This is a genomic window from Shewanella eurypsychrophilus, assembly GCF_007004545.3.
Lineage (GTDB): Bacteria > Pseudomonadota > Gammaproteobacteria > Enterobacterales > Shewanellaceae > Shewanella > Shewanella eurypsychrophilus.
Map to the genome: position 1 here is coordinate 5324719 of NZ_CP045503.2, position 23617 is coordinate 5348335.

The following is a 23617-nucleotide window of genomic DNA, read 5'->3' on the forward strand; positions in this document are numbered from 1 at the left end:
TCTTCAATAATCGCTCTATTCCGTCCTAAGCAGTTAAACATACGTACGAAAAATGCTATAGTGCGCGCCATATCACATTTTTATAGCAGCGAGTATCAATGAGTTTTAAGGATCTGCGCAGTTTTATCACACACCTGGAAAGCCAGGGTGAACTCAAGCGTATCAGCCATCCCGTCGACCCTCACCTTGAGATGACGGAGATCTGTGATCGCGTGCTTCGTGCCAAAGGCCCGGCTCTATTATTCGAGAATCCCGTCGGCAATGATATGCCTGTACTGGCTAACCTTTTCGGTACACCAAAACGTGTTGCCATGGCGCTCGGTAAAGAAGATCCGCTTGCATTGCGTGAAGTCGGTGAGCTATTGGCCTTTTTGAAGGAACCAGAGCCACCTCGCGGCTTTAAAGATGCAATCTCAAAAATCCCCATGTTTAAGCAAGCGTTGAACATGCCGCCTAAAACCGTCCGCAACCCTCCTTGTCAGCAGGTAGTAAAGACAGGTGAAGAGGTGGATCTGACTCAACTACCCATACAACATTGTTGGCCAGGAGACGCAGCTCCTCTGGTAACTTGGGGTTTGACCATCACTAAGGGTCCACGTCAGAAGCGTCAAAACTTGGGGATCTACCGCCAGCAACTGCTAGGCAAAGATAAACTGATCATGCGTTGGTTAGATCATCGTGGCGGTGCATTAGACTTTAAAGATTTTAAAGAAAAACACCCAGGCGAACGCTACCCTGTAGTTGTAGCTTTAGGCGCTGATCCTGTCACCATCTTAGGTGCGGTCACACCAGTACCTGACTCCATGAGTGAGTATGCCTTTGCAGGATTGCTTCGCGGCGAACGCACCGAAGTCTGTAAAGCGATTAGCTGTGACTTAGAAGTCCCTGCCACCAGCGAAATTATTCTCGAAGGTTATATCGATCCCGAGGAGATGGCTGAAGAAGGCCCTTATGGTGATCATACTGGTTATTACAATGAGACAGATAAATTCCCAGTCTTCACTGTGACCCATATCACTCACAGAAAAGATGCCATCTACCACAGTACCTATACCGGTCGTCCACCTGATGAGCCAGCCATGTTAGGTGTGGCACTCAACGAAATATTTGTGCCTATCTTGCGCAAGCAATACCCGGAGATCATCGATTTCTATTTGCCACCAGAAGGTTGCTCCTATCGCATGGCAGTGATATCTATCCGTAAAGAGTACCCAGGTCATGCTAAACGCGTGATGATGGGCGCCTGGTCTTTCCTACGTCAGTTTATGTATACCAAGTTTATTGTCGTCGTCGATGATGACGTTAACTGTCGTGACTGGAACGATGTGATTTGGGCCATTACCACGCGTATGGATCCTAAACGCGACACTGTCATGATAGAAAACACCCCTATTGATTACCTCGACTTTGCTTCTCCGGTTGCGAGTCTTGGCTCAAAAATGGGCATGGATGCGACCAACAAGTGGCCAGGTGAAACCGATCGCGAATGGGGTACCCCAATTGTGATGGATAAGGCAGTCAAAGACAAAGTTGACTCTATGTGGTCTGACTTAGGGCTGGATAAAAATCCAGCGACATAGTGACTAGGGCTAAGGCCCTAGTCTATGCTTAATACAACTAAGAATTAATTCGCTTTAAAGCTCCCATAGAGGAGTGACATAGGAAGTTAAATGAACACCATAAGCTGTAAAATCGAAACTGTTACTCCATTCAACGATGCGGTTTATCGAATTATTCTAAAACCTGAAACAGCGTTCGATTTCAACGCAGGTCAATACCTTTGCGTCGTGATGGACGAGCAAGACAAGCGTCCGTTTTCAATCGCTTCTGCGCCTGGTTCAGAGCACATTGAGCTACATATTGGTGCCGCTGTCAGCGAAAGCTATCCTATGCAAGTGGTTGAGCGTATGAAAGATTGCCTCGCTAACGATGGTCAGATAGAAATTGAAGTGCCAGGCGGTGAGGCTCACCTACGCCACGAGAGTCTGCGTCCAAGATTATTGATCGCTGGCGGGACAGGGTTCTCTTATATTAAGAGTATTGTCGAGCAACAAATCGCACTCGGACAGAAGATCGAAACCACCCTTTATTGGGGCTGTCGCAATATCGATGCTATGTATTATCAAAGCATCGCACGTGAATGGCACGATGCTCATCCATGGTTACATTTCGTTCCTGTGCTTGAGGAAGCTGGCGGTGACTGGAAAGGTAAGAAGGCTAACCTATTAGCTCAGATTAAAGCGGACTTCGTTAGCCTCAGCGGCTATGACATCTATATCGCGGGACGTTTTGATATGGTTGGTGCAGCCAGAGAAGTCTTCCGCAGCGTAGGGGTTGAGGAAGATCACCTTTACGGCGATGCATTTGCGTTTATTAAGTAGAAACAGTTACTAGGGCGTTCGCAAGCTCACTACGAGTGACGAGAACGCTCTGCTACGAGGACAAAGCAAAAGCTTATTCCTCGTAGGGCGTAGCCCGAACTCGCAGACGCTTTTGGCCGCTCTCGATACTCGCAGCGAAGCGTCCTGCTTTTATCTCAAACCTAAATCTGCACTTTATCGTACTTATACCAAGCTACCGTATTACCCAGTAATGGCACAATCCAGACGGCAGTTTCTTTGTCTTTGTAGACACGATAAAAATAGAGATCTTCCTCTATAATTTCATGCTTTCTGATCTCTCGATAAAATGGCATTGCCGCTGAGCTCACTTTATCGGGTTTAATTAACTGCTTCTGTGACACCTTAACCTGAAACACATCAACATCTAGCTCGCCAATCTGCTCTCTGTACTGAGTAAAATGTCCCTTCACTTTATATTTTATCGGCGTGGTCAAGCAGCCTTCATCGGTCACACAGGCCGCCGAGTAAAACTTACCACTATTATCATCTTCATAGATTAAAGACAGGCTGATATCGGATCGAACTAACATCTCACCTTTTACCGGATAGTAAATATCGGCGTGGTAGTGATGTTCAATAAAATGGGAACTGCCTAACTCTGTAGGAGGAATGATCACTCGGTTATAGCGGATCCTCTGCTCCATGCTCTTGGTCAACTCAGCAAAGCTATCCATATTCAAACCGGCAGGCGTAAGATCGGTAGCAGCTATATTGATTAATCCATGTCCTGGGCAGCCCTTCTTATCATAATCAGGGCACACAGCCATAGAGTAGTAATTACCATCGGTAGCAGCATATCCACTATATGGCGTTAACTGGGCTAGGTGGTTACTCTCTGGAGCTAAGTGTTTCTGCCACATACTGGGATGAAGATGGGTCACATCATCCTTATAGAACAGTGGTACCTCTTGTTTTATACCGCCAATATTCAGCTGGATGGTTTTTTCACTGTTCCAAGTCCCAGCATTCTTTACCAAACCATGATAATCACTGCTGTACCATAGATAGGTCATCAACATTACAGCAATGACGATGCCGCTGATTTTCACCAACAGTGACACATCAACAATCGCATCGCGTACTGCAACAGGATCATTGACCGCCAGCATTTTTATATGAGAACGATTAGACACATTGAGCTGATAACCTCGCCCAGCAATTGTTCTTAAAACAACTTCAGGATAGGGTTCCAACTTTTTCCGTAAGGTACTAATGCATTGAGTCAGTGAAGTTGCAGCAACAACACGATCAACCCAACCAGCGGCCAATAGGTCCTCTTTAGTGCACACAACACCTAAGGAAATTATAAGCTGATTTAATACTGCCGACTCTGAAGGAGTCAGCGTAATCGTTTTATTTTCAGCGCGATCCACCAACTGCTTGGCTTCTTCGTCTAACTCCAGATAAGGAGTGATTTTTTGCACCTTAAACCTCAATTAATCGACAACCATTTTCTTGGTATAATAGATTGACTACAAATTAGTCTACTGACTTTAGTTGCTGAATAATGTGACTCTTTTCGCAAATAGTCTAGCTAAGCCCCTTACAAAATAGAAGGTTATCACACATTTTATTTCTGCTTTGGCATTATTCAAACAAGTCAACCGGACCTAATTTAGCAAGAGTGAAATTAGAAAACCAGAGTTAAAGAGGTCGCTTCTTAAAAATGGTATAACTCACTCCCATTAAACCGATTATCCAGCTCAACATAGCAACAACAAGGCCAAAAATCCCCCAGCCAGTTTCAGCAAATACAGAAAGACCTCCCCCACCAACATCTAAACCAGAGACATTCATCGCGCGGTACAGATCCGTTGGGTTTAACACCAGTAAGAAGTTAATCATTGGCTGACTGATAAATGAAAGATCGGCAATAAGTAAGGTTAACAAAAGCAGGTCATAAATAAGTACAAAAAGAAACCAAAGTAACAAAACCGTTGCGACCGCTTTGGCCTTTTCTGTCGCCTTCAAACTGACAATATAGCCAAATAAAATAAAGGTAATCGCGAGCATAATGCTACTACCGATAAACTGAGTAAACAGGATGATCGTATCGATAGTCTTATAGCCGTTCCCGATGAACAATAGCAATATGCAGGTAAAACCAAAGGCTGAAGTGATCGTTAATCCCATGATCACCCCATGCCCCAGTAGCTTACCTAGCAATATCTGTCCTCGTGTCAAAGGATAAGAGAGCAATAACAATAGCGTCCCAGCCTCATCCTCTCCAACAAAGGCATCATAGCTAATCAACATAGCGGCAAGCGGAATGATAAAGACGGCAATCGTCGACAGACTAGACATCAATGCTGAGATTTCTGGCAGCGACAGTTCACCCCGAATAGCGCTACCGGCAAAAGTCACGCTCAACGAAAGCACTAAGAAGATGATAGATATAAACATTCCCCAGCGATTCCTAAGCGAATCTTTGATCTCTTTTTTGGCAATAATCACGACAGGGGAGCGCTTTAACCGGCTAATATTCATAAACATACAAATGAACTCTTTTACTTTGACAGACTTAAGCTTTCACTTGTCTGATCATTATAATAACGATAAATTTCTGCAAGCCCTGGCTCCAAAATGGACAGATCGAATACACCATGCTGAGAAGTTAAATACCGTAATAAATCTGCTTTCTCGTCTCTATCTACATAGAGGGCTTCATTTCGATAAAGACGCTTCAAACGCTCTGATTGCGATATTACCTGACTGAGTGTTGGAGAGGTGATTTTAACCTTTAGCTTACTTTGCTGACGAAGTAAGCTCATGTTACCGAAGGCTAAACTTTTCCCTCTTGCTAAAATAAGTGCATGATCAATATTATTTTCAATCAAAGACAGCTCATGGGTACAAACAATCACAGCTGTCCCCTGCTGCTTTAACTCATCAATCTTCGTATAGAGGAATTGTGAAGCGCTGGGATCTAAGCCGACTGTGGGTTCATCGAGTAGCAGCAGCTCAGGTTCACATAAAATAGCCTGAGCAAAACCCAGGCGCTGAGCCATCCCTTTCGAATAGGTTTTCAGCTGACGATCTTTGGCATACCCAAGTCCGAACTCCTCGATAAGCTTGCTGACCTTGCTCGCACTGACACCTTTTAACTCGGCAAAGTAAGTTAAGATCTCCTCGCCAGTCAACTTATCGTAAAAACTTACATTTTCAGGAAGGTAGCCAATACGAAGATCTGCCCTAGCACCATGCTGGGAGACCGTTCGACCAAGGATATTTATTTCACCACTCAAGGGGGTGATCAGTCCAAGTAAGATCTTAATCAATGTCGACTTACCGGCACCGTTATGACCCAATAAAGCCATGGTCTGACCCTGAGGTAGATCGAAGCTAACATCGTCTAGCGCCAAAAAATGACCAAACTCATGTCTAATATTTCGTCCTGTTACAGCAAGACCGTTATTCATCCTAAATCCTATTTTTACAGGGCAACTGCTTGATAAAGTCATTCACCGTCAGCACTCGATACCCTTTATTGTAATAGAGGGTAACTATCAATAATGCCGCTCTCATCACCAAGCTCAAACTGTTTATCGGCCCATCTAAGTACTGCAACAATTGGGCTATCCATTAAAAAGCTGGCTTCTGGGTAAAGCCAAAATAGCTTATCTATATTATCATTTGGCCTATAGGGAGTATTGCCAATCCCATCTAAATTGTGATCCCAACCAAGGTATCCACTCCAGTAGTTGCCCTTACCATCTTTACTCCACTCAAGTCGCTTATTACCAACATATTTTACCTGGCTAAAGTTATCAATAAACAGGTTTTCATAAACCTGATTACCCTCTCCTCCCATCGCCATATAGAAGCCGATATCAGAGTGAGAAAATCGATTTCCCCGCACCGTATTATCACGAGCGCCGTAGATAAATATCCCTTTACCCTCTTTTCCTGGCAACACCTCTTCTGCGGGATTAATAATCTGCTCGACTTTATTGGACTCAACTAATGAATTTTTTGTCATATTGAGCAAAATACCAAAATCTAACGCAGCCCAGACCTTATTATGGTGCAAGTGAATCTGTTCAGAGTTCATCAAGGCATAGCCACCATCGACTCTATAGCTTTGATTATTCGCCGCCTCATCGAATTTGGAATACATATAATGAATGCCGTATTGCTGATCAAAAAAACGATTACCGAATATCTTGCTACTCTCTGTAGACTCTAAATAGATACCATCTCGAACCTGAGAAATGACATTATCGTTAATGGAGGCGGAGTTAACATGCCTAAGATGGATCCCATCCCCTCTATCGAGTATAAATAGTTCAGGATTGCCCTTGATGACATTAGAAGTGATCTGTATCTCGTTAACATTTCTGGCATAGATACCAAAGCCATCACCGATTAAGGTGTTGTTACTAATGTGCAGGCGATCGGCACCCTTTAACCCAAGAATGCCTGCATCACTCTCATAATGATCTGCGCCCCAATTCTGTATTGTTAATCCGGTAATCGTTACATCAGGAGATGAGATGGTGAAGGCGCTCCCCTTACCTAGCGCATCTATAATCACCTTATCTAGGCTGAAGATAGAGACTGTGTTGCTGATCTCAAACTGACCTTGATAAAGGCCTGGTTTTAATTGCAGTTGATCACCTGAATGCGCATGCTTCAAGTGATAAACAAAAGAGTCTGTGTCATGGATTTCAATAATCTTAGCCAGAGATAAGCTAGAGAAAGCCATCAGAAAAATAAATAGCCCATAGCGGAGCATGGTTCGCTCTCCAGATACGTTATAAAGGATAAGCGGTAAATTATCTTAGTTCCCCATAATGAGTTCAAGGTCGATATCTTCAAATTGCAACACAGCTCCACCAAACTCCCTGGCAAATTGCTCAGCAGTGTCTTTTGACTCAAATGGAACAATCGCTGGGCCCATTACCGCCTGCTTACTCGTGCCATATACATACCAAGCTGTCTTAGCATCGATAAAACTTGAATCTACTGGATGATCCCAATCAGTAATCGCCATATTGTGCACCATCAGACTTGATATTTGACGTTCATTTTCAGGCTGAAGTGCAAAGCTAAACATATCACGCGTAGAACAGAACTTAGGGACTAACGACTCTCCCCGCAGGTGAACCTGACCTTTGGGGCCAGGATATTTCTTGATCATCATGCCACACTGGTGACAGCGGTCATGCTGATGGATCATTTCGGCTTGCTGTTTTGGCGTATCATTTTCACTCTGACTACAAGCAAAAAGAAACGGCAGTATTAAGCATAATATAATGAGTTGTTTCATGAGCATTCCAACAAGCAATAGACTTACTCAACACCTCTATAGCAACCTTGCAGGGGATAACCTAGAGGTGTGAGTAAAAGATGAAGACTTTGAGGTTCTACTTCCTACAGAACATGTGGTGATCCCACCTAATACTCACCTTGCAGGGACAGCGTATTAGGAGGGCTACCTATTGGCTCTAGTTAGATAGAATAATTTTGACCTGCATAGATGATAAATAGTCGTAGGCACATCATGCCACTGACCGCACATACACCCGATGCATAAAAGGCTTGCGCTGAGTGGCTAAAACGCTTACTCGTTGCAAAGTTGAGTAATAGCGGGCCAGCAAAACCTACGCCCACAACACCCAGCCAGAATACACCCGCCCAGTCCCCCGTATGGAAAGCAGAAAAAGCACTTTGCATACCGGCATTACCAGAGAACAGAGACATAGCTATCATAAAGATAAACAGAATCTCAGCTGCCATGATTGGCCATTCAGCCCCATGAAGCAGTTTCATATCCTGACTATGCAGCTCTTCCTTAAACATTGATACAGCAAGCATTTTTGCACTTGCCGCCCCAGCTGAAATACCAGAGGCAATGAATAGCGCCGGCAGTACAGAGGTATTAATGATAGGGAAACGGATTAATGCTGAGATCAAGAAACCTGTATAAGCACACACCGCCATTGCTAAAACCAATACCACCACTTCACAGGGGCGACGTACTGCTTTTAGCTTGTCGATGATTGGCAGTAACATACCCAGAGCTGGGATCTTACGTATCTCATCTTCAAATGCGAACAGTGTGATCAAGGCAACCAGTGGAATATAAGCAGTCAGCGCAATAACACCTAGCGACATCACTGAGTTAAGGTTGTAGAAAACTAATATTCGCCAGAAGAACAGCGGGTTAGTTAAATCTAAAACCAAACAAAGCATGCCTAAGCTGATTGTCACTAAAGAGATTAGTGCAGCAGCTTTATAAAATGGCGTATTTTCTGTCTGCCCTTTATAGAAACGAATAAATATCGCCGTTGCTATAGCGCCACCTGAGATCCCTGCAAAGAACAGGTATACCGCAATAGGCCAAGGCCATGCGATACCATCAGATAGCCCCATAGTGAATTCCATTGAACCATCCATCTCTATACCCCCACCTTATTAATAAAACTTGGCCTGGCAATATCATCGAGAGTGAATTCCATTGAAGCATTCATCTCTATACCCCCCAGCTTATTAATAGCTATGTAGCGTAAACTTAGAGTGAATTCCATTGAAGCTTTCATCTCTATACCCCCACCTTAACAATAGGTATGTAGCGCAAACTCGGCTCGGTACCAAAACCAGGCTTCATTCGAACCGAATCCTTCACCCTGAGCAACTTGCTCACATAGGAGGTCGGATCGTTGGCATCACCAAAGATCAATGCATCATAGCGACACTGTTGGACACATGCTGGCAGCTCACCTATAGCCAACTTGCTTTCCAAACAGAAGTCACAGTTATCGGCAACATCGGTCTCTTTATTGATAAAACGCGCGTCATATGGGCAGGCACCGATACAGTACTTACAACCCGCACATTTATCGGCGTTCATGGTGACAATACCCGTTTTCTCATCTCTATGGGCTGCACCAGTTGGACATACCGTGACACAAGGAGCGTTTTTACATTGCTGGCAAGAGACGCGTACAAACTTACGTTCGCAATCACACTCTGTTTTGCCGCAATGAGGACACTTCTCACCAATAACGCCACCAGACTGCTGCTCCAATATCATGCGAGACTTGCCTTCAGGTAGATTATTGGCCTTGTTACACGCCTCTTTACACTCACCACAACCTGTACACTTGTTTTGGTCAAACACCATTACATAGTGAGGTTTATTTGCGTCAGACTCCTCTTTGACCGAACTACACCCTAAGGGAGCTAGTATCAAAGAGCTGGCTCCTAAGCATTTTAGGAACCTCCGTCTCTCTATATTCTCACTCACATCATCCTCCATCTATCAGCTATTTTGCTGATCTGTTTTTTATTTCGGTTTTCGTGACTTTACTCAGTTGTCGTCACTGAACGATTAGATATATTTTGCTCGGCTTTCAAAATTGCATTATTAATCGACTCACGATTGAAGCTTTGGCTATCACTCATAAGTAAAAGCTGCCACTGCTCAATGGCATGCTCATAGTCACCATGAAGATAGGCATGAGTCGCAAGTAGTAATCGTGATTGGTATTCATGCTTATCGAGTGCTAGCGCTCTTTTCAGTACTAAGGTGACCGCTAAGTTCATCTCACGGCCATCTCGGTAATAAAGTGCATTGGCTTTCATACCCAACACGCCAGCATCCTCTCCTGTTAGCTCAAGTAGCTCATCGAGCGTACTCACAGACTCACGATAAAGTCCGCCATCAGCATAAGATTGAGCCAGATTTAATAATGCAATTTCATTGGTTGGTTGTTCACTTGCACGACGTGCATTTCGATTGATATCTGCGGCGATCAGATAATCAATATTTTCATCTACCACAGCCTTATCCCACTCAGAGAAGCGCCCTAACTGAGAATAAAGTGTGCTACAAACAAATATGATCGCTATGGATAGTGCTGCTGGGATCTTGAAATCTACAGAGCTTGGGCTAAATGCATTACTGCCCACTTCTCTGTTATCAACTTCACAATGGCGCAAGCACTGGAGATGATGTCGCCATAACAATGCGATAAAAGCTGACAGAGTAATTGCGATCCCAACAACAAGACTATTCATAGACACTCTCTAAAACTAAATCTTCAAAAACAAACTAATTATCATGAGCTTATTAATGAGCCTTACCCTTTCCCATCATTCCACCCATTCCCATACCGCTAAGACCCATGCCGTGAGAGTTCTCACCAGGCTCCTCAACTTTTACCAATTCAACTTCAAAAATGAGTGTTGAGCTTGGAGGAATAATGCCGACTTGTTTCTCACCATAGGCAAGCTCTGCAGGAATAGAGAATTTAAAGGTCGACCCCTCTGGCATCAGTGTGATCCCCTCTTGCCAGCCTTCGATAACACTCATCAGTGCAAATCGGTTTGGCTCATCTCTCTCATATGTACTATCAAATTCTGTTCCGTCGACCAAGGTTCCTTTGTAGTGAACCGTCACTACATCTTCCGGATTGGCTATACGACCCTTGCCCATAGTCAGCACTTCATACTGCAGGCCAGATTCGGTCTCTGTGACCTGACCACTTTTCTTGTTGTTCGCCAGATAATCTTTACCGGCTTTAAGGCTCTCTTGGGCAATACGCTCATCTCTGGCTTCACGCGCACTGTTTAACTGTTCTGCACGCTGATTCAATAGAGTTAGTATTTCCTCATCGGAGAACTTCTGCTCGCCCTTGAGTGAATCGAGCACACCTTGAATAACAAGATCTACGTCCACATCGATACCTAACTGTGTCTGACCATATATCTGGCTAGAGACATACTTTCCTAATGATGCACCTATGCTGTAGGACTCTTTCTGTAAGTCGCTACTTATCTCATCACTCGCCATACTGAATCCAGATACAAACAGAGAGAGGCCAGTGATCACAGCAAGGGAAGTTTTAGTCATATTTGTCATATCGTATTCTCATCATTTAATCTAACGTGTTGATTCTTAGCTTTTCTAAACATCTATCTGTTATGGCTTTGCAGTAATACGGTTTGATAAACGCCATCCATATATGCCGTCATACATATGCCTGACACCGGTATATCCCTGTTTCATCACGGCTCTGGCCGCAATCTCACTGGCATTACATAATCGGTTGGCACAGTAAAAAACCATGACGGTATCTTTATTCTCTGGCAGTAGCTTTTTCCAATCTTTAACATTGAAATAGATAGCACCAGGGATATATCCCTCAGCCCAAAGTTCCAATGTATTCACATCGTAAAAGTAGACTCCTTCCTTACCCACTAGCGTTTCCGCCTCCATCATGGAAATGGGGTTAAGCTGGTATTCATAGACTTGGGCGGGGCCAAATTCTGAACCACTGCCAGCAAAGCAGGTTGCAGTACTCAAGAGTAAAGCGATTGAAACTATGATTTGACCAAGTGCTTTGTTCATATTTTTATCTCTTATTTACCTCGGTACTTTCTGCTGTAGCAGGTTCACTACAACATCAGGTACCGAGATAAGGTTTTGCTAACGGGTTATGACTTATTTAGCCGCGTAACCTGTACCATCTAAGATGTTTTGCGCTTGTGTTACATAAGTAAGTGCAGCATCTAGACGCTTCTGGCTGTAACGGAAACCGTGTACACCCCAAGAGCCATCTTTCTTGATTAGCTCAACAGTCTCTTGTGCCTTCTCAGCAAGCATCAGTACCTGTGTCTTGTCTTCAGTAGACAACTTGGTAACTTCTAATAGCTGGTCAATACGTACAAGAGCTTGCTCAACCTTGGCATAAACCTCTTTAACAGGTTTTTGCCACTTCATTACTTCACCGTAAATCTCTAACTGGTCTTCGTAATGTAAGCCGACTTCAAGTTCAGACTGGAACTGGCTGTGACAACCCTTGTTCTCAACCACATCGTGGTCAGAGATAGCGGTACGTGCACAAGACCACATAAGATCTAAGTAGTTACGACCTTCTTCGTTCTTAGCAACAGTCCAACCTTTAACACCTTCTGGTCCGCCAGTACGTGGCTGACCTTCTGGTGGGTTAAGCGTCTTACGAGTTGGGTCGACGTCAATCTTCCACATGTGTGACTTACGAACGGCATCAAAACCAGCTTGATCAGGGAACTGCATCGCTTTGAAGTTCTCACAGCTACCCATGTTAGGCATGTGACAGCTCTGACAAGTCTGCTTGTTGTGAGTGTCAGTGTTATCAGCAATCAAAGTTTGAGCTGCGTGACAATCTTTACAATCTTTCTTCAGCTTTGGCTTAGTGAAACCAGACTTCCAATCACCGTCTGTCACTTCATGTGGATCATGACATGTAGTACAGCGCATACCTTTTTCATAGTGCACTGAGTTGTACATCTGTGAACCTTCAGTACCACAAGATGGACAAAGTGACTTCATCTTCACGCCAAATGCGTACTCACCTTTTAACTGAGCTTCAGGTGTGTCTTGCAGAGTCGGATCGTACTGGAAGCGCTGGTGACAACGTTCACAGTTAGATTCCATACCGCCAGTACCACCATCTAGGTGACCACCTGCGCCATGACACTCTTCACAAGCAATACCCTTACTAATAGTGTGCTCTTGTAATTTCTTCGGATCACCTAAAGCATCGAAATACTCTTGCTGACTTTGGAAATCAAACTTGAAGGAGTGACAAATTTCACAGTAAGAACTAGCAGGCTGGAACAACATAGCTTCACGGTATTTAGCACCGTAAGAGCTCATGCCTTTCTGGTGTGAACCAGAAGCACCAAACGCTTCTAACGTTGTAGGGAAGGCTGGAATAACATCGTTAATCTTCTTCGCCATCTCAGGTGTGAGCCACTCTGCCCAACCACGAGAGAACTGGTTAGCACCGGCAACCATCTTGCCTGTACCATCTTTGAGTAAACCGCCCTCAATATGGTAAGTACCACGAACTAGCCATGCATCGATGAAACCATATTTGGTACGAGGGGTACCAACGGTCGCATAAATAGCATCTGGCGTAACACCATCTGGCAAGATAGAGGTATCTTTAGTGCCATACATTGTCTGTTCAATATCGTTATCAACCTCAGGATGCTCTCCTGGGAAACGAATTGTTTTAGCATGACGCGAACGTTGCCACTTCTCATATTGAGTCGCGTGACATTCGGCACATTTTTCAGGGCCAACGAAGTTATTTGGGTAATCTAGAATAGATTTTGCACCCAAACGATACTGTACGGCACGGGGCTTACCGACACCTTTACTGTATGAAGGGCTATGGCCTGTATCTAGATACTCTTCACCACGGTCACTAATGTGGTAATCACCCACAAGATTGCCCGACTCTTGATATTTAAACATGGGATGGTTTTCGAAAAGGAAATCAAACAACTCCTCCTCTTGCACGATATAATCCTGCAGTGTTTTAACCCCATTTATCCGCTCTGTACCTTGGTAGTTGGCTATAGACTCTTTAGCCGTTTTTCCCATTTGAGGTATGCTGTCATACTTACCAGCAGCGTTCGCATTGGCAATGGCACCAAAACAAAACAGCACGCTTAGCGCTACCTTGTGTTTCCATCGTCTCATCATTCACTCCTACTTATATTATTTTATTTTTTTGCTTTTACCGGCATGTTTTTTCAACATGCCGTTACGAAATCTAACCGTTCACCGAACGTCTTGAGCAACTGAGCAACACCTATTTTCCATATGAAAAACAGTAAAAAACCAGCTCAAGAACACAGTAAGGAAATCATTAGAAGCCATTAGATCTGAAAGCAATATAAAAGTTAATAATCAGTACGTTAGATAAGACCATATAAAACGTTTTAGATCTAAAAACGTATTATCAAAGGAAGGAATGTGGAAAATACGCTTAAATAAGGTAAAAAACCTGGCCATCGAAGAGGAACTCAAGCTTTAAGCTTGACATAGGCAGGGCTTGATTTGACTGGAGTCGATAGTGATCGCTATAAAGTGAGGGTAATACATCATGACGGTATCAACACCCCAACCATTGACAGCAAACTCCTGCAAACTGATTTCATTACCATCTTTAGTTCACAGCACATGCTCCAATGAAGGGCTCTATTAGCTAAACACGCATACTCAATACACATAAAAACCTGAGTTGAATAACCGCTGTTTGCATACTCGGGTGATGGCTTTCATTTCAGGTAAAGTAGAAAATGATGCAAGTTAAGTTTCTAACCTTAAGGTCTATTAATACCACTCAGAATAAGTATCTGAGCATTCAGCGGGAGTTAAAAGCGCTGTAGGCAAGGTCTATATATTGCTCCTCGGTAACTGCTCCTGCGTTACTCTACCTCCTATATCCATATAGTCGTGCAATATAGACATTCACCTCATCCATGTGGCTTGTGGATATTTGAAGCTAATAGTTATTCTCGGCTCTAGCATCCTGCTTCGCCCTGCCTTCTGCATCCATGCTGTCGTATAAAGAGAACATTCAACGTAGCACGTAGTGCTTTGAACCCCGCACTACGTGAGGCTCTCAGTGTTCCCACTTCGGTGTGACATTGACTCAAAAGGGAATAACCATTTCGTCATCAATATGCCTTGAATTGAAAAAACTGAGAGTCTCTGAACTGACCACATACTTATATGGAATGGTATAAAGTTTTAGAGGAAGTAGTTTAAAGGGGGGGGATGTAAAGGTGAGCGAAAAGGTAAGCTTCTATTCACCCCTATGGCGATGAAAAATCGCTATAGGGGAGTCATATGCAGGGCTAGATATCTACCGTGCTATAGGTAAACCAAGATGAGATACTACCAAACAGAGGCACTATCCACACCGCAGTCTTGTCATCTTGATAGACTCTATAAAAATAGAGCTCTTTATCCTGAATATCTCGTTTTCTTAACTCGCGGTAGAAAGGTATTGCAGAGTCATTCAGCTGATCGGGTTTAAGTAAGTTTTTTTGTTGAACCTTCACCTGAAATGTATCTATCCTAATTCCATCTACCGTTTCACTGTATTGCTTAAACGGACCACGAACCAGATATTTAATCGGTGTCGTCAAACAGTCTTGATCGGTAATACAGGTGGAAAAGTGAAACTCCCCAGTGTCATCTGAGTTGTAAATCAGCGACATGCTGATATCGGCTCGAATAAGTAGCTCACCCTTTACCGGAAAATAAACATCAGTATGGTAATTGTGCTCAACCAGCTTATCTTCTCCTTCAACACTCGGAGGTAACATAATACGGTTATAGCGGATCCGTTTCTCCATCCTCTTTGATAGCTTGATAAACTCGTGAATATCGAGCCCGGCAGGTTCTGAGTCGATAGAGGTGACGTTAATTAACCCTTTACCTTCACATGCAGTCCCTATGGCACCAGGACAGATAGCCATTGAATAGTTTTGCCCATCAGTAGTGGCAAAGGCATTAAAGCTTTTAAATGGCGCATCGATACCATCAGGAGAATTCAGATGTTTTTCCCACATTGAGGGATGAAGATGTTGGGCGCTATCGGTATAGATAAGCTGAGTACTTCCCTTTATACCGGTAATATTAAGCTCAACAGTTTTATCTGCACTTAACTTAGAAAGCGCCTGAGTAAATTTGTGATAGTCACTGAAATACCAGTAAGTCAGCATCAATAACAACGCAAAAACAATACCTGAGATCTTCACCAAAAGTGACACATCTATAATCGCCGAACGCAATGAATCAGCGTCATTAACCGCAAGCATAGTAATATTTGATGGCTTAGCAACATGCAGTTGATATCCACGGCGAGCTAACGTTTTAAGCTGAACCTCCCGATAGGGCTCAAGCTTTTTACGCAATGTACTAATACATTGTGTCAGAGATGTGGTTGCAACGACTCGGTCTGGCCAACCGGCTTCGAGTAGGTCGTCTTTTGAACAAACTGAGTCAGAAGATAGTAGTAAACGTTTTAATACTGCTGACTCAGAAAAGGTTAACTTTATAATTTGGTCAGACTTAAGATCCACGAGCTGATTAGCCGCGGCATCAAGTGATAGATATGGCGTAACTTTTAACACCTTAAACCCCTACTCATTAGCCCTGATATACATGTGTATTTTACGTATATTCAAGTATTTTGAGTGTGACACCTCACTCAAAAAGTGCAGTAGTAAGTGATACTTAGCCATGCAAGGTCACAAATTTAGAGTTTATTAATATTACTCAGGTTCATTAGGCTTGATGGTGGCGCTACTCTCCCTCTAAAAAATTAATATCTATCTGTTCATAACCAATAACGGCACCGCCAAATTCCTGTGCAAATTGTGAAGCACTTTGTTTGCTTGAAAATGAGGCAACAGCAGGACCCATGACTGCCTGTTTACCAGAACCATAGACATACCAAGCTTTAGTCGCATCGATAAATGCATCATCTTGTGGTTTTCCCCAAGGAGTATTGGCCACATCATGAACAAATAGTCCTGTTATCTGACGCTGATTTTCAACTTGAAGGGCAAACGAAAACATATCTCTAGTAGAGCAAAATTTAACACTATGCTCTTGCCGCTTCAAAAATACTTGCCCCTTCGGCCCTGGATACTTAGTGATCATCATGCCGCATTGATGGCAACGTTCATGATCTGAAATAGCTTCAGCTTGATGAACAGTATTTCGCACGGTTTCTTCACCACAAGCCAATAGTAAAGGTAACAAAATGGACAATAACAATATCTTCTTCATTGGATCTCCAACAGTAATAATGATGTGCTTTCAGACAACTTTTAACCACTAATAAGGGATAAGTGATTAAAAGCTGCCTTACACACAGCTAATCTAGAACTAGATAATTCATTTAGCCTACTGGCTTACCTGCAGGGTAGTACACAGAGGCTAACATTGATTAAAACAGACTCGATTAGCAAAGTTGAGTCACTAAAACTTGCCTGACACACCTGGCATTATTGCAGGGATATTCAGGGAGTCAGGCAATTATACCCATTGGTATATGACTCAAGACATCAGTAAATACGAACGTGGCTTTCGCACACTACCAACGTCTAAACCGCAAAGTTTTGTCCAGCATATAGGATGAACAGACGGAGACACATCATGCCCACAACCGCACACATACCCGACATGTAAAGCGCTTTTGCTGAGTGACTAAATGCCTTACTGGTTGCAAAGTTAAGCAACAGCGGAGCAACAAAGCCAATACCAACAACACCAATCCAGAATACACCGGCCCAGTTGCCAGTATGAAATGCAGCAAACGCACTTTGCATACCTGCATTACCTGAGAACAGTGACATAGCAAGCATAAAGATAAACAAGATTTCAGCAGCCATAATCGGCCACTCAGCACCATGTAGAACCTTCATATCAGGGCTATGTAACTCTTCTTTAAACACGCCAACCGCTACCATCTTCGCCACTGCTGCACCTGCCGATAGACCCGATGCAACAAACAGAGCTGGTAGCACTGATGTGTTGATAATTGGGAATCGGATCAATGCAGAGATCAAGAAGCCAGTATAAGCACACACAGACATTGCCAATACGAGTACAGCCTTTTCCGCTGGACTACGTAAACAGCGTAACTTCTCAATAATCGGTAATAAGAAGCTTAATGCCGGAATACGCTTGATCTCATCTTCCATCGCAAACAGAGTAATCAATGCCACCAATGGAATATAAGCGTTCAGCGCAAGTACGCCCACTGACATCACTGAATTCAAGTTATAAAAGACCAGAATTCGCCAGAAAAATAGCGGGTTAGTTAAATCAAAAACCAAACAGATCATACCTAAACTGATCGTCACTAAAGAGGTTAAGCATGCTGCCTTCAGGAACGGGGTATTAGTCGTCTGCTTTTTGAAGAAGCGGATAAATAAGGCAATAGATAACGCACCGCCAGAAATCCCCGCAAAGAATAGATATACGGCGATAGGCCAAGGCCATGCGATACCTTGGGATAAACCCATAGTAAACTCGATACTTCCATCCATCTTATACTCCTACTTTAACAATAGGGATGTATCTCAAGCTTGGCTCTGTACCGAAACCAGGCTTCATCCGAACCGAATCCTTCACTCTTAACAGCTTGCTGACATAAGAGGTCGGGTCGTTTGCATCACCAAAAATAAGAGCGTCATGACGACATGACTCTACACATGCTGGCAGCTCACCTTTAGATAACTTAGTGTTAAGGCAGAAGTCACAGTTATCAGCAACATCAGTTTCTTTATTGATGAAGCGCGCATCGTAAGGGCATGCACCGATACAATATTTACAACCCGCACATTTGCTCGCGTCCATAGTAACAATGCCGGTCTTCTCATCTCTGTGGGCCGCACCTGTTGGGCATACAGTGACACAGGGTGCATTTTTGCACTGCTGACAAGAAACACGCACATATTTCCGCTCACAATCACATTCTGTTTTGCCGCAATGAGGGCAGATCTCACCAGCAACGCCACCAGATTGTTGTTCAAGTAATAAGCGAGACTTTCCTTCTGGGAGGTTATTAGTCTTGTTACAGGCATCTTTACAGTCGCCACAACCAATACATTTATTCTGATCGAATACCATTACATAATGGGGCTTATTACTGCTTTCCTCCTCTTTGACCGAGCTACACCCTAAGGGTGCAATTATCAAAGAGCTAGCGCCTAAACACTTGAGGAACCTCCGTCTCTCTAAATTTTCACTCACAGCATCCTCCGATCACCGTCTACACGATGAAAGTTATTATTTTGAAGTTATAATATTTATATTTTTAATTAATAGGTTTTTTTATCTTTGCGTACGCTTTATTAATGGCGAAATCAATTGAATCACGATTGAAGTATTGAACCTTGTTATTTAACAAGGCCGTCCAACTATCAATCGCCTCCTGATAATGTCCATTTAAAAAAGCATGGTTTGCAACTAACAATCTCGTATTTAACTCTTCATTATTTAACGCTAACGCTCTTGCTATGACTAAAGAGGTTTCCATCGTCATCGTACGATCATCCCGGTAATACATAGCCGTTGCCTTTAACCCTAAAACTTCGGCATCTTCACCTGTTAGTAGTAGTAGTAAGCTATCAAGAGTTTGAATCGCCGCCATGTATAAGCCGCCATCCATTTGAGATTGAGATAAATTCACAAGTGCTATTTGATTACTTGGTTGTTCATCAACAGTTCTTATGTTTTTATTTATTTTTGCTGCAAGAAGATAGTCAACATTTGTCTCTGGTCTAGCAAAATCAATCTCATAGTGCCTTCCAATACTTGAATAAATACAGAAGATACTTATGATCATGATTAAATTAATAGCGACAACGAAGATGAAATTCCCCTTACTAGAAACAGACTTTTTTTCATTACCATTTTGTAGACATGTAGATCCATCATTACCACTTAGAAATAAAGAGTTATTTATTCCATAAAGAGTATGATGACCTAATGTTATGGTTATCAGACAAAAGATAATAAAGGTGAAGCTGATCAGTAAGGTATTCATAATGTTTCTATCTCAATAATAATTTATTGGCAAATTACTGATGTGGGTTTGAACCCATCATGCCACCCATCCCCATGCCGCTTAATCCCATACCGTGGGAATTCTCACCAGGCGCTTCAACCTTAACCAATTCAACTTCGAAGATTAGGGTAGAGTTGGGAGCAACAGGTCCAACAGTTCGCTCGCCATAGGCAAGTTTAGCCGGGATGGTCAACTTAAAAGTTGACCCTATAGGCATCAATTTTAGGCCTTCTTGCCAACCTTCAATCACAGTAATTAGTGAGAAACGGTTTGGCTCATCACGCTTGTAGGAGTTATCAAATTCGGTACCGTCAACGAGATAGCCCTTGTAGTGCACCGTAACTACATCGTTATCTTTAGGTATTTCACCATCACCCATAGTGATGACTTCATACTGAAGACCCGAATCAGTGACTGTCACATCATCATTATTACGGTTATCTGAAAGATATTTCTGGCCAGCTGCTAAGTTAGCCGCTGCAACTTTGGCAACCTCGGCTTCTCGCGCTAAATTTAATAGTTCAGCACGTTGATTAAGATAAGTAACAATATCTTCATCTGTCAGCTTAGATTCATCTTTCATTGCATCAAGTACACCTTCAACAACGATATCCACATCAATTTCAGCACCGAGCTGAGTCTGACCATAAAGCTGGCTTGATATATAATGACCAAACGAAGCGCCAATACTATAAGACTCTTTTTCAACATCGGTAACTAACTCACTGCTTGCAAAACATTGCACAGAAACAGATAGAGATAGACAAGACGCAATAGCTAATGCATTTTTTTTAAACGTATTCATAAAATAACTCTCATTAATTAACTAAATAATACTTAAGTTTAAACATCCATCTATTATGGTTTTTCAGTCATCCGGTTAGATAACCTCCAGCCGTAGATACCATCAGGCATCTGACGTATCTTGGTATAACCTAACTTGGTAACTGCTCTGGCAGCAATTTCACTCGCGTTACACAAACGGTTTGCACAATAAAAAATCATCACGCTATCTTTATTTTTAGGTAGCAAAGTTTTCCAATCTTTTACATTGAAATAAATAGCGCCTGGAATAAATCCTTCAGCCCACAATTCAAGTGTATTTACATCGAAAAAGTAGACTCCTTCTTTACCCACTAAAGTATCGGCTTCCATCATGGTGATGGTATTTAAGCGATTTTCATAATATTTAGCGGGTGCCATTTCAGAACCACCACCAGCGAAGCTGCTAGTAGATAGTGCAGTTAAACAGAAAGTTAAAATGATTATTCCAAGTACTTTATTCATAATGGTTCTCTTATTTGCTTCGACCCACTCAGATAATTGCAGGGGTCGAAGCAGGATAACAACTCAGTACTTAGTGAGACTTAGCTGAATAGCCAGTACCATCTAAGATTTTCTGAGCTTGGGTAACATAAGTCAGTGCAGCATCTAGACGCTTCTGGCTGTAACGGAAACCGTGAACACCCCATGAACCATCTTTTCTAATGAAGTCAACTGTCTCTTGGGCTTTCTCAGCTAGCATGAGTACCTGAGTCTTATCCTCAATAGATAGCTTAGTGACTTCTAATAGCTGGTCGATACGCTCTAGAGCCTGCTCAACATCAGCAAACACTTGCTTCACAGGGTTTTGCCACTTCATCACTTCACCGTAGATCTCTAGTTGATCTTCGTAGTGCAGACCTGTCTCTAGTTCAGACTGGAATGGGCTGTGACAACCTTTGTTTTCAACATTGTCATGATCAGAGACGGCTGTACGAGCACATGACCACATAAGATCTAGGTAGTTATGGTCTTCTTCGTTCTTAGCTACAGTCCAACCTTTTACAGCTGCATCGCGTGGCTGACCCGTAGGTGGGTTAAGTGTCTTACGCTCTGGGTGAATATCAATCTTCCACATATGCGACTTACGAACGGCATCGAAACCGGCCATATCAGGGAACTGAGTTGCAGTGAAGTTTTCACAGCTACCCATGGCTGGCATGTGACAGCTTTGACAAGTTTGCTTACTGTGAGTGTCGGTATTTTCAGCGATAGTCGCTTGAACTTCATGACAATCAACACATTGCTTCTTAAGTAATGGCTTAGTGAAACCAGATAGGAAGTCACCATCAGTCACTTCATGTGGATCGTGACAAGTCGTACAACGCATGCCTTTCTCGTAGTGAGCTGAAGCAAACATCTGTGAACCTTCTGTACCACAAGATGGACACGCTGACTTCATCTTCACACCGAATGCATACTCCATCTTTTCCTGGCCTTTTTCTGTATCGGCTAGTTCATCGACGAAGTTGAAACGCTGGTGACAACGCTCACAGTTAGACTGCATACCGCCAGTACCACCGTCTAGGTGACCACCTGCGCCATGACACTCTTCACAAGAGATACCTTTAGAAATGGTGTGCTCTTGTAACTTCTTGCTATCACCAAGGGCAGCGAAGTACTCTTCCTTAGATTGGAAGTCAAACTTGAAGGTATGACACATTTCACAATACGAACTAGCAGGTTGAAACAACAGCTCTTTTTCGTACTTAGCCCCGTAAGAGCTCATGCCCCACTGGTGTGAACCTGAGTCACCAAAATCTTCAATAGTCGTTGGGAATTCAGGGATAACCTTATTGATCTTCTTCGCCATCTCTGGGGTCAACCATTCGGCCCAACCACGTGAGAATTGGTTAGCACCGGCAACCATCTTGCCTGTGCCTTCAGAGAGGAGTCCATCACGAATGTGGTAAGTACCACGAACCAGATAGCTATCTAAGAAACCGTACTTAGTACGTGGTGTACCGATAATGGCATACACATCATTAGCTCGGATGCCATCCGGCAACATAGCGGCTTCACTGCCGTAAAGTTTGGCATTTAGATCGCCATTAGGAACTTCTTTATCGGTAATTTCGCTTGGGAAACGGACTACGTTTGCATGACGCGAACGCTGCCATTTCTCATACTGAACCGCGTGACATTCGGCACACTTCTCAGGACCAACAAAATTGTTTGGAAAATCCAGTGTTGATTTAGCACCTAGACGATATTGAACCGCACTTGGACGACCCACACGAGCACTGTACTTAGGGCTGTTACCTGTATCGAGATACTCTTCACCACGATCAGAGATATGGTACTCTCCGATGAGGTTTCCATCTTCGTGGTATTTGAACATTGGGTGGTTATTAAATAAGAAATCAAATAACTCATCTTCCTGAACAATATAATCCTGAAGAGATTTAACACCTTTAGTTTCTTCAGTTCCTGTATAATTCGCTATTGAGTTTTTTGCCGATTCGCCCATTTCAGGTATGCTATTGTATTTGCCGCCAGCGGCACTTACATTGCTAACAGCTCCGAAACAAAACAGCACACTCGCTACTGCTTTTAGTTTCCAGTTCTTCATCATCACTCCTAGTTATAGTAGTTTTTTATCATTCAACTAAGCTTCTCTATTGTTTAGCTGAACAACTTAACAATTGAGTTGACGCTATTGTCCATACCTAAACGATAAAAAAACATGAACTAAAACCATATTTGTGAACATGGAAAACCCAGAGAGGTAAAAACACATAAAAACTCAGTTAAAACAAAGTAATAAAGCCAACCAATTCACCTGTTTTTCAGATGTTTTAGCGTTCTTTTAGATCTAAACAGTTCTAAAAATATCGTGTTCACATATGAAATAATACGAAAGTAACTTTTATCGGCAATAAAGAGTGTAAGGGTCACACAATTGATGGCTAATACACGCTACCCTTAGATAAACTGTGATTAATGATATTCAATCAGTACAACATATCATTGTATTAAAAATAATCTGTAACAACGACACATCAACAAAAACAATAG

21 protein-coding genes are annotated in these 23617 nt (G+C 42.9%); 2 read left to right on the top strand and 19 right to left on the bottom strand.

All coding sequences use genetic code 11. From position 1 onward, the window contains the following. Positions 1-98: 98 nt before the first annotated feature. Positions 99-1580, top strand: a complete 1482-nt coding sequence (gene ubiD / locus FM038_RS22815; RefSeq protein WP_142873693.1) for a 4-hydroxy-3-polyprenylbenzoate decarboxylase — start codon at positions 99-101, stop codon at positions 1578-1580. A gap of 90 nt (positions 1581-1670) precedes the next feature. After that, on the top strand, positions 1671-2381 hold the full coding sequence (gene fre, locus FM038_RS22820) for an NAD(P)H-flavin reductase (RefSeq protein ID WP_142873692.1): 711 nt from the start codon (positions 1671-1673) through the stop codon (positions 2379-2381). Between the two features lie 161 nt (positions 2382-2542). On the opposite strand, the gene FM038_RS22825 is transcribed toward fre, so the two are convergent. The 19 genes from FM038_RS22825 to FM038_RS22915 form a co-directional block, all read right to left on the bottom strand. Beyond that, the gene (locus FM038_RS22825; RefSeq protein WP_142873691.1) at positions 2543-3826 is read right to left on the bottom strand and encodes a winged helix-turn-helix domain-containing protein; all 1284 of its coding nucleotides are present in this window, start codon (positions 3824-3826) and stop codon (positions 2543-2545) included. A 220-nt stretch (positions 3827-4046) separates the two neighbouring features. Beyond that, on the bottom strand, positions 4047-4895 hold the full coding sequence (locus FM038_RS22830) for an ABC transporter permease subunit (protein WP_223292953.1): 849 nt from the start codon (positions 4893-4895) through the stop codon (positions 4047-4049). Between the two features lie 14 nt (positions 4896-4909). After that, positions 4910-5821: an ABC transporter ATP-binding protein gene (locus FM038_RS22835; RefSeq protein ID WP_142873690.1), complete on the bottom strand. Its 912-nt coding sequence runs from the start codon at positions 5819-5821 to the stop codon at positions 4910-4912. A gap of 65 nt (positions 5822-5886) precedes the next feature. Next, the gene (gene nosD / locus FM038_RS22840; protein ID WP_142873689.1) at positions 5887-7137 is read right to left on the bottom strand and encodes a nitrous oxide reductase family maturation protein NosD; all 1251 of its coding nucleotides are present in this window, start codon (positions 7135-7137) and stop codon (positions 5887-5889) included. A gap of 45 nt (positions 7138-7182) precedes the next feature. Next, positions 7183-7671, bottom strand: a complete 489-nt coding sequence (locus FM038_RS22845) for a nitrous oxide reductase accessory protein NosL (protein WP_142873688.1) — start codon at positions 7669-7671, stop codon at positions 7183-7185. 182 nt (positions 7672-7853) lie between these two features. After that, a complete protein-coding gene (gene nrfD / locus FM038_RS22850) occupies positions 7854-8801 on the bottom strand; it encodes an NrfD/PsrC family molybdoenzyme membrane anchor subunit (protein WP_142873687.1) in 948 nt (315 codons plus the stop codon). Between the two features lie 145 nt (positions 8802-8946). Continuing rightward, on the bottom strand, positions 8947-9651 hold the full coding sequence (locus FM038_RS22855; RefSeq protein ID WP_142873686.1) for a 4Fe-4S dicluster domain-containing protein: 705 nt from the start codon (positions 9649-9651) through the stop codon (positions 8947-8949). Positions 9652-9710: 59 nt separating this feature from the next. Next, positions 9711-10424, bottom strand: coding sequence for a tetratricopeptide repeat protein (locus tag FM038_RS22860; protein ID WP_142873685.1), 714 nt, complete (start codon positions 10422-10424; stop codon positions 9711-9713). Between the two features lie 52 nt (positions 10425-10476). After that, entirely contained in the window at positions 10477-11268 is a 792-nt protein-coding gene (locus FM038_RS22865; protein WP_142873684.1) for an FKBP-type peptidyl-prolyl cis-trans isomerase, read from the bottom strand. Positions 11269-11328: 60 nt separating this feature from the next. Then, complete coding sequence (locus tag FM038_RS22870; protein WP_142873683.1) at positions 11329-11757, bottom strand: rhodanese-like domain-containing protein; 429 nt, start codon at positions 11755-11757, stop codon at positions 11329-11331. Between the two features lie 93 nt (positions 11758-11850). Next, positions 11851-13881 (bottom strand): multiheme c-type cytochrome, encoded by a 2031-nt coding sequence (locus tag FM038_RS22875; RefSeq protein WP_195873290.1) that lies wholly within the window; start codon positions 13879-13881, stop codon positions 11851-11853. Positions 13882-15044: 1163 nt separating this feature from the next. Beyond that, the gene (locus FM038_RS22880) at positions 15045-16328 is read right to left on the bottom strand and encodes a winged helix-turn-helix domain-containing protein (RefSeq protein ID WP_142873682.1); all 1284 of its coding nucleotides are present in this window, start codon (positions 16326-16328) and stop codon (positions 15045-15047) included. Positions 16329-16500: 172 nt separating this feature from the next. Next, positions 16501-16989 carry a nitrous oxide reductase accessory protein NosL gene (locus tag FM038_RS22885; RefSeq protein ID WP_142873681.1) on the bottom strand — a complete coding sequence of 163 codons (489 nt, stop codon included), beginning with the start codon at positions 16987-16989 and terminating at the stop codon, positions 16501-16503. Between the two features lie 317 nt (positions 16990-17306). Continuing rightward, a complete protein-coding gene (nrfD, locus tag FM038_RS22890; RefSeq protein WP_142873680.1) occupies positions 17307-18254 on the bottom strand; it encodes an NrfD/PsrC family molybdoenzyme membrane anchor subunit in 948 nt (315 codons plus the stop codon). A 1-nt stretch (position 18255) separates the two neighbouring features. After that, positions 18256-18960: a 4Fe-4S dicluster domain-containing protein gene (locus tag FM038_RS22895; RefSeq protein ID WP_142873679.1), complete on the bottom strand. Its 705-nt coding sequence runs from the start codon at positions 18958-18960 to the stop codon at positions 18256-18258. Between the two features lie 64 nt (positions 18961-19024). Next, on the bottom strand, positions 19025-19756 hold the full coding sequence (locus tag FM038_RS22900; RefSeq protein WP_142873678.1) for a cytochrome C biosynthesis protein: 732 nt from the start codon (positions 19754-19756) through the stop codon (positions 19025-19027). Between the two features lie 34 nt (positions 19757-19790). Next, positions 19791-20582, bottom strand: coding sequence for an FKBP-type peptidyl-prolyl cis-trans isomerase (locus FM038_RS22905; RefSeq protein ID WP_142873677.1), 792 nt, complete (start codon positions 20580-20582; stop codon positions 19791-19793). 53 nt (positions 20583-20635) lie between these two features. Further along, positions 20636-21064 carry a rhodanese-like domain-containing protein gene (locus tag FM038_RS22910; RefSeq protein WP_142873676.1) on the bottom strand — a complete coding sequence of 143 codons (429 nt, stop codon included), beginning with the start codon at positions 21062-21064 and terminating at the stop codon, positions 20636-20638. Between the two features lie 70 nt (positions 21065-21134). Then, positions 21135-23171: a multiheme c-type cytochrome gene (locus tag FM038_RS22915; RefSeq protein ID WP_142873986.1), complete on the bottom strand. Its 2037-nt coding sequence runs from the start codon at positions 23169-23171 to the stop codon at positions 21135-21137. Between the last annotated feature and the right edge of the window lie 446 nt (positions 23172-23617).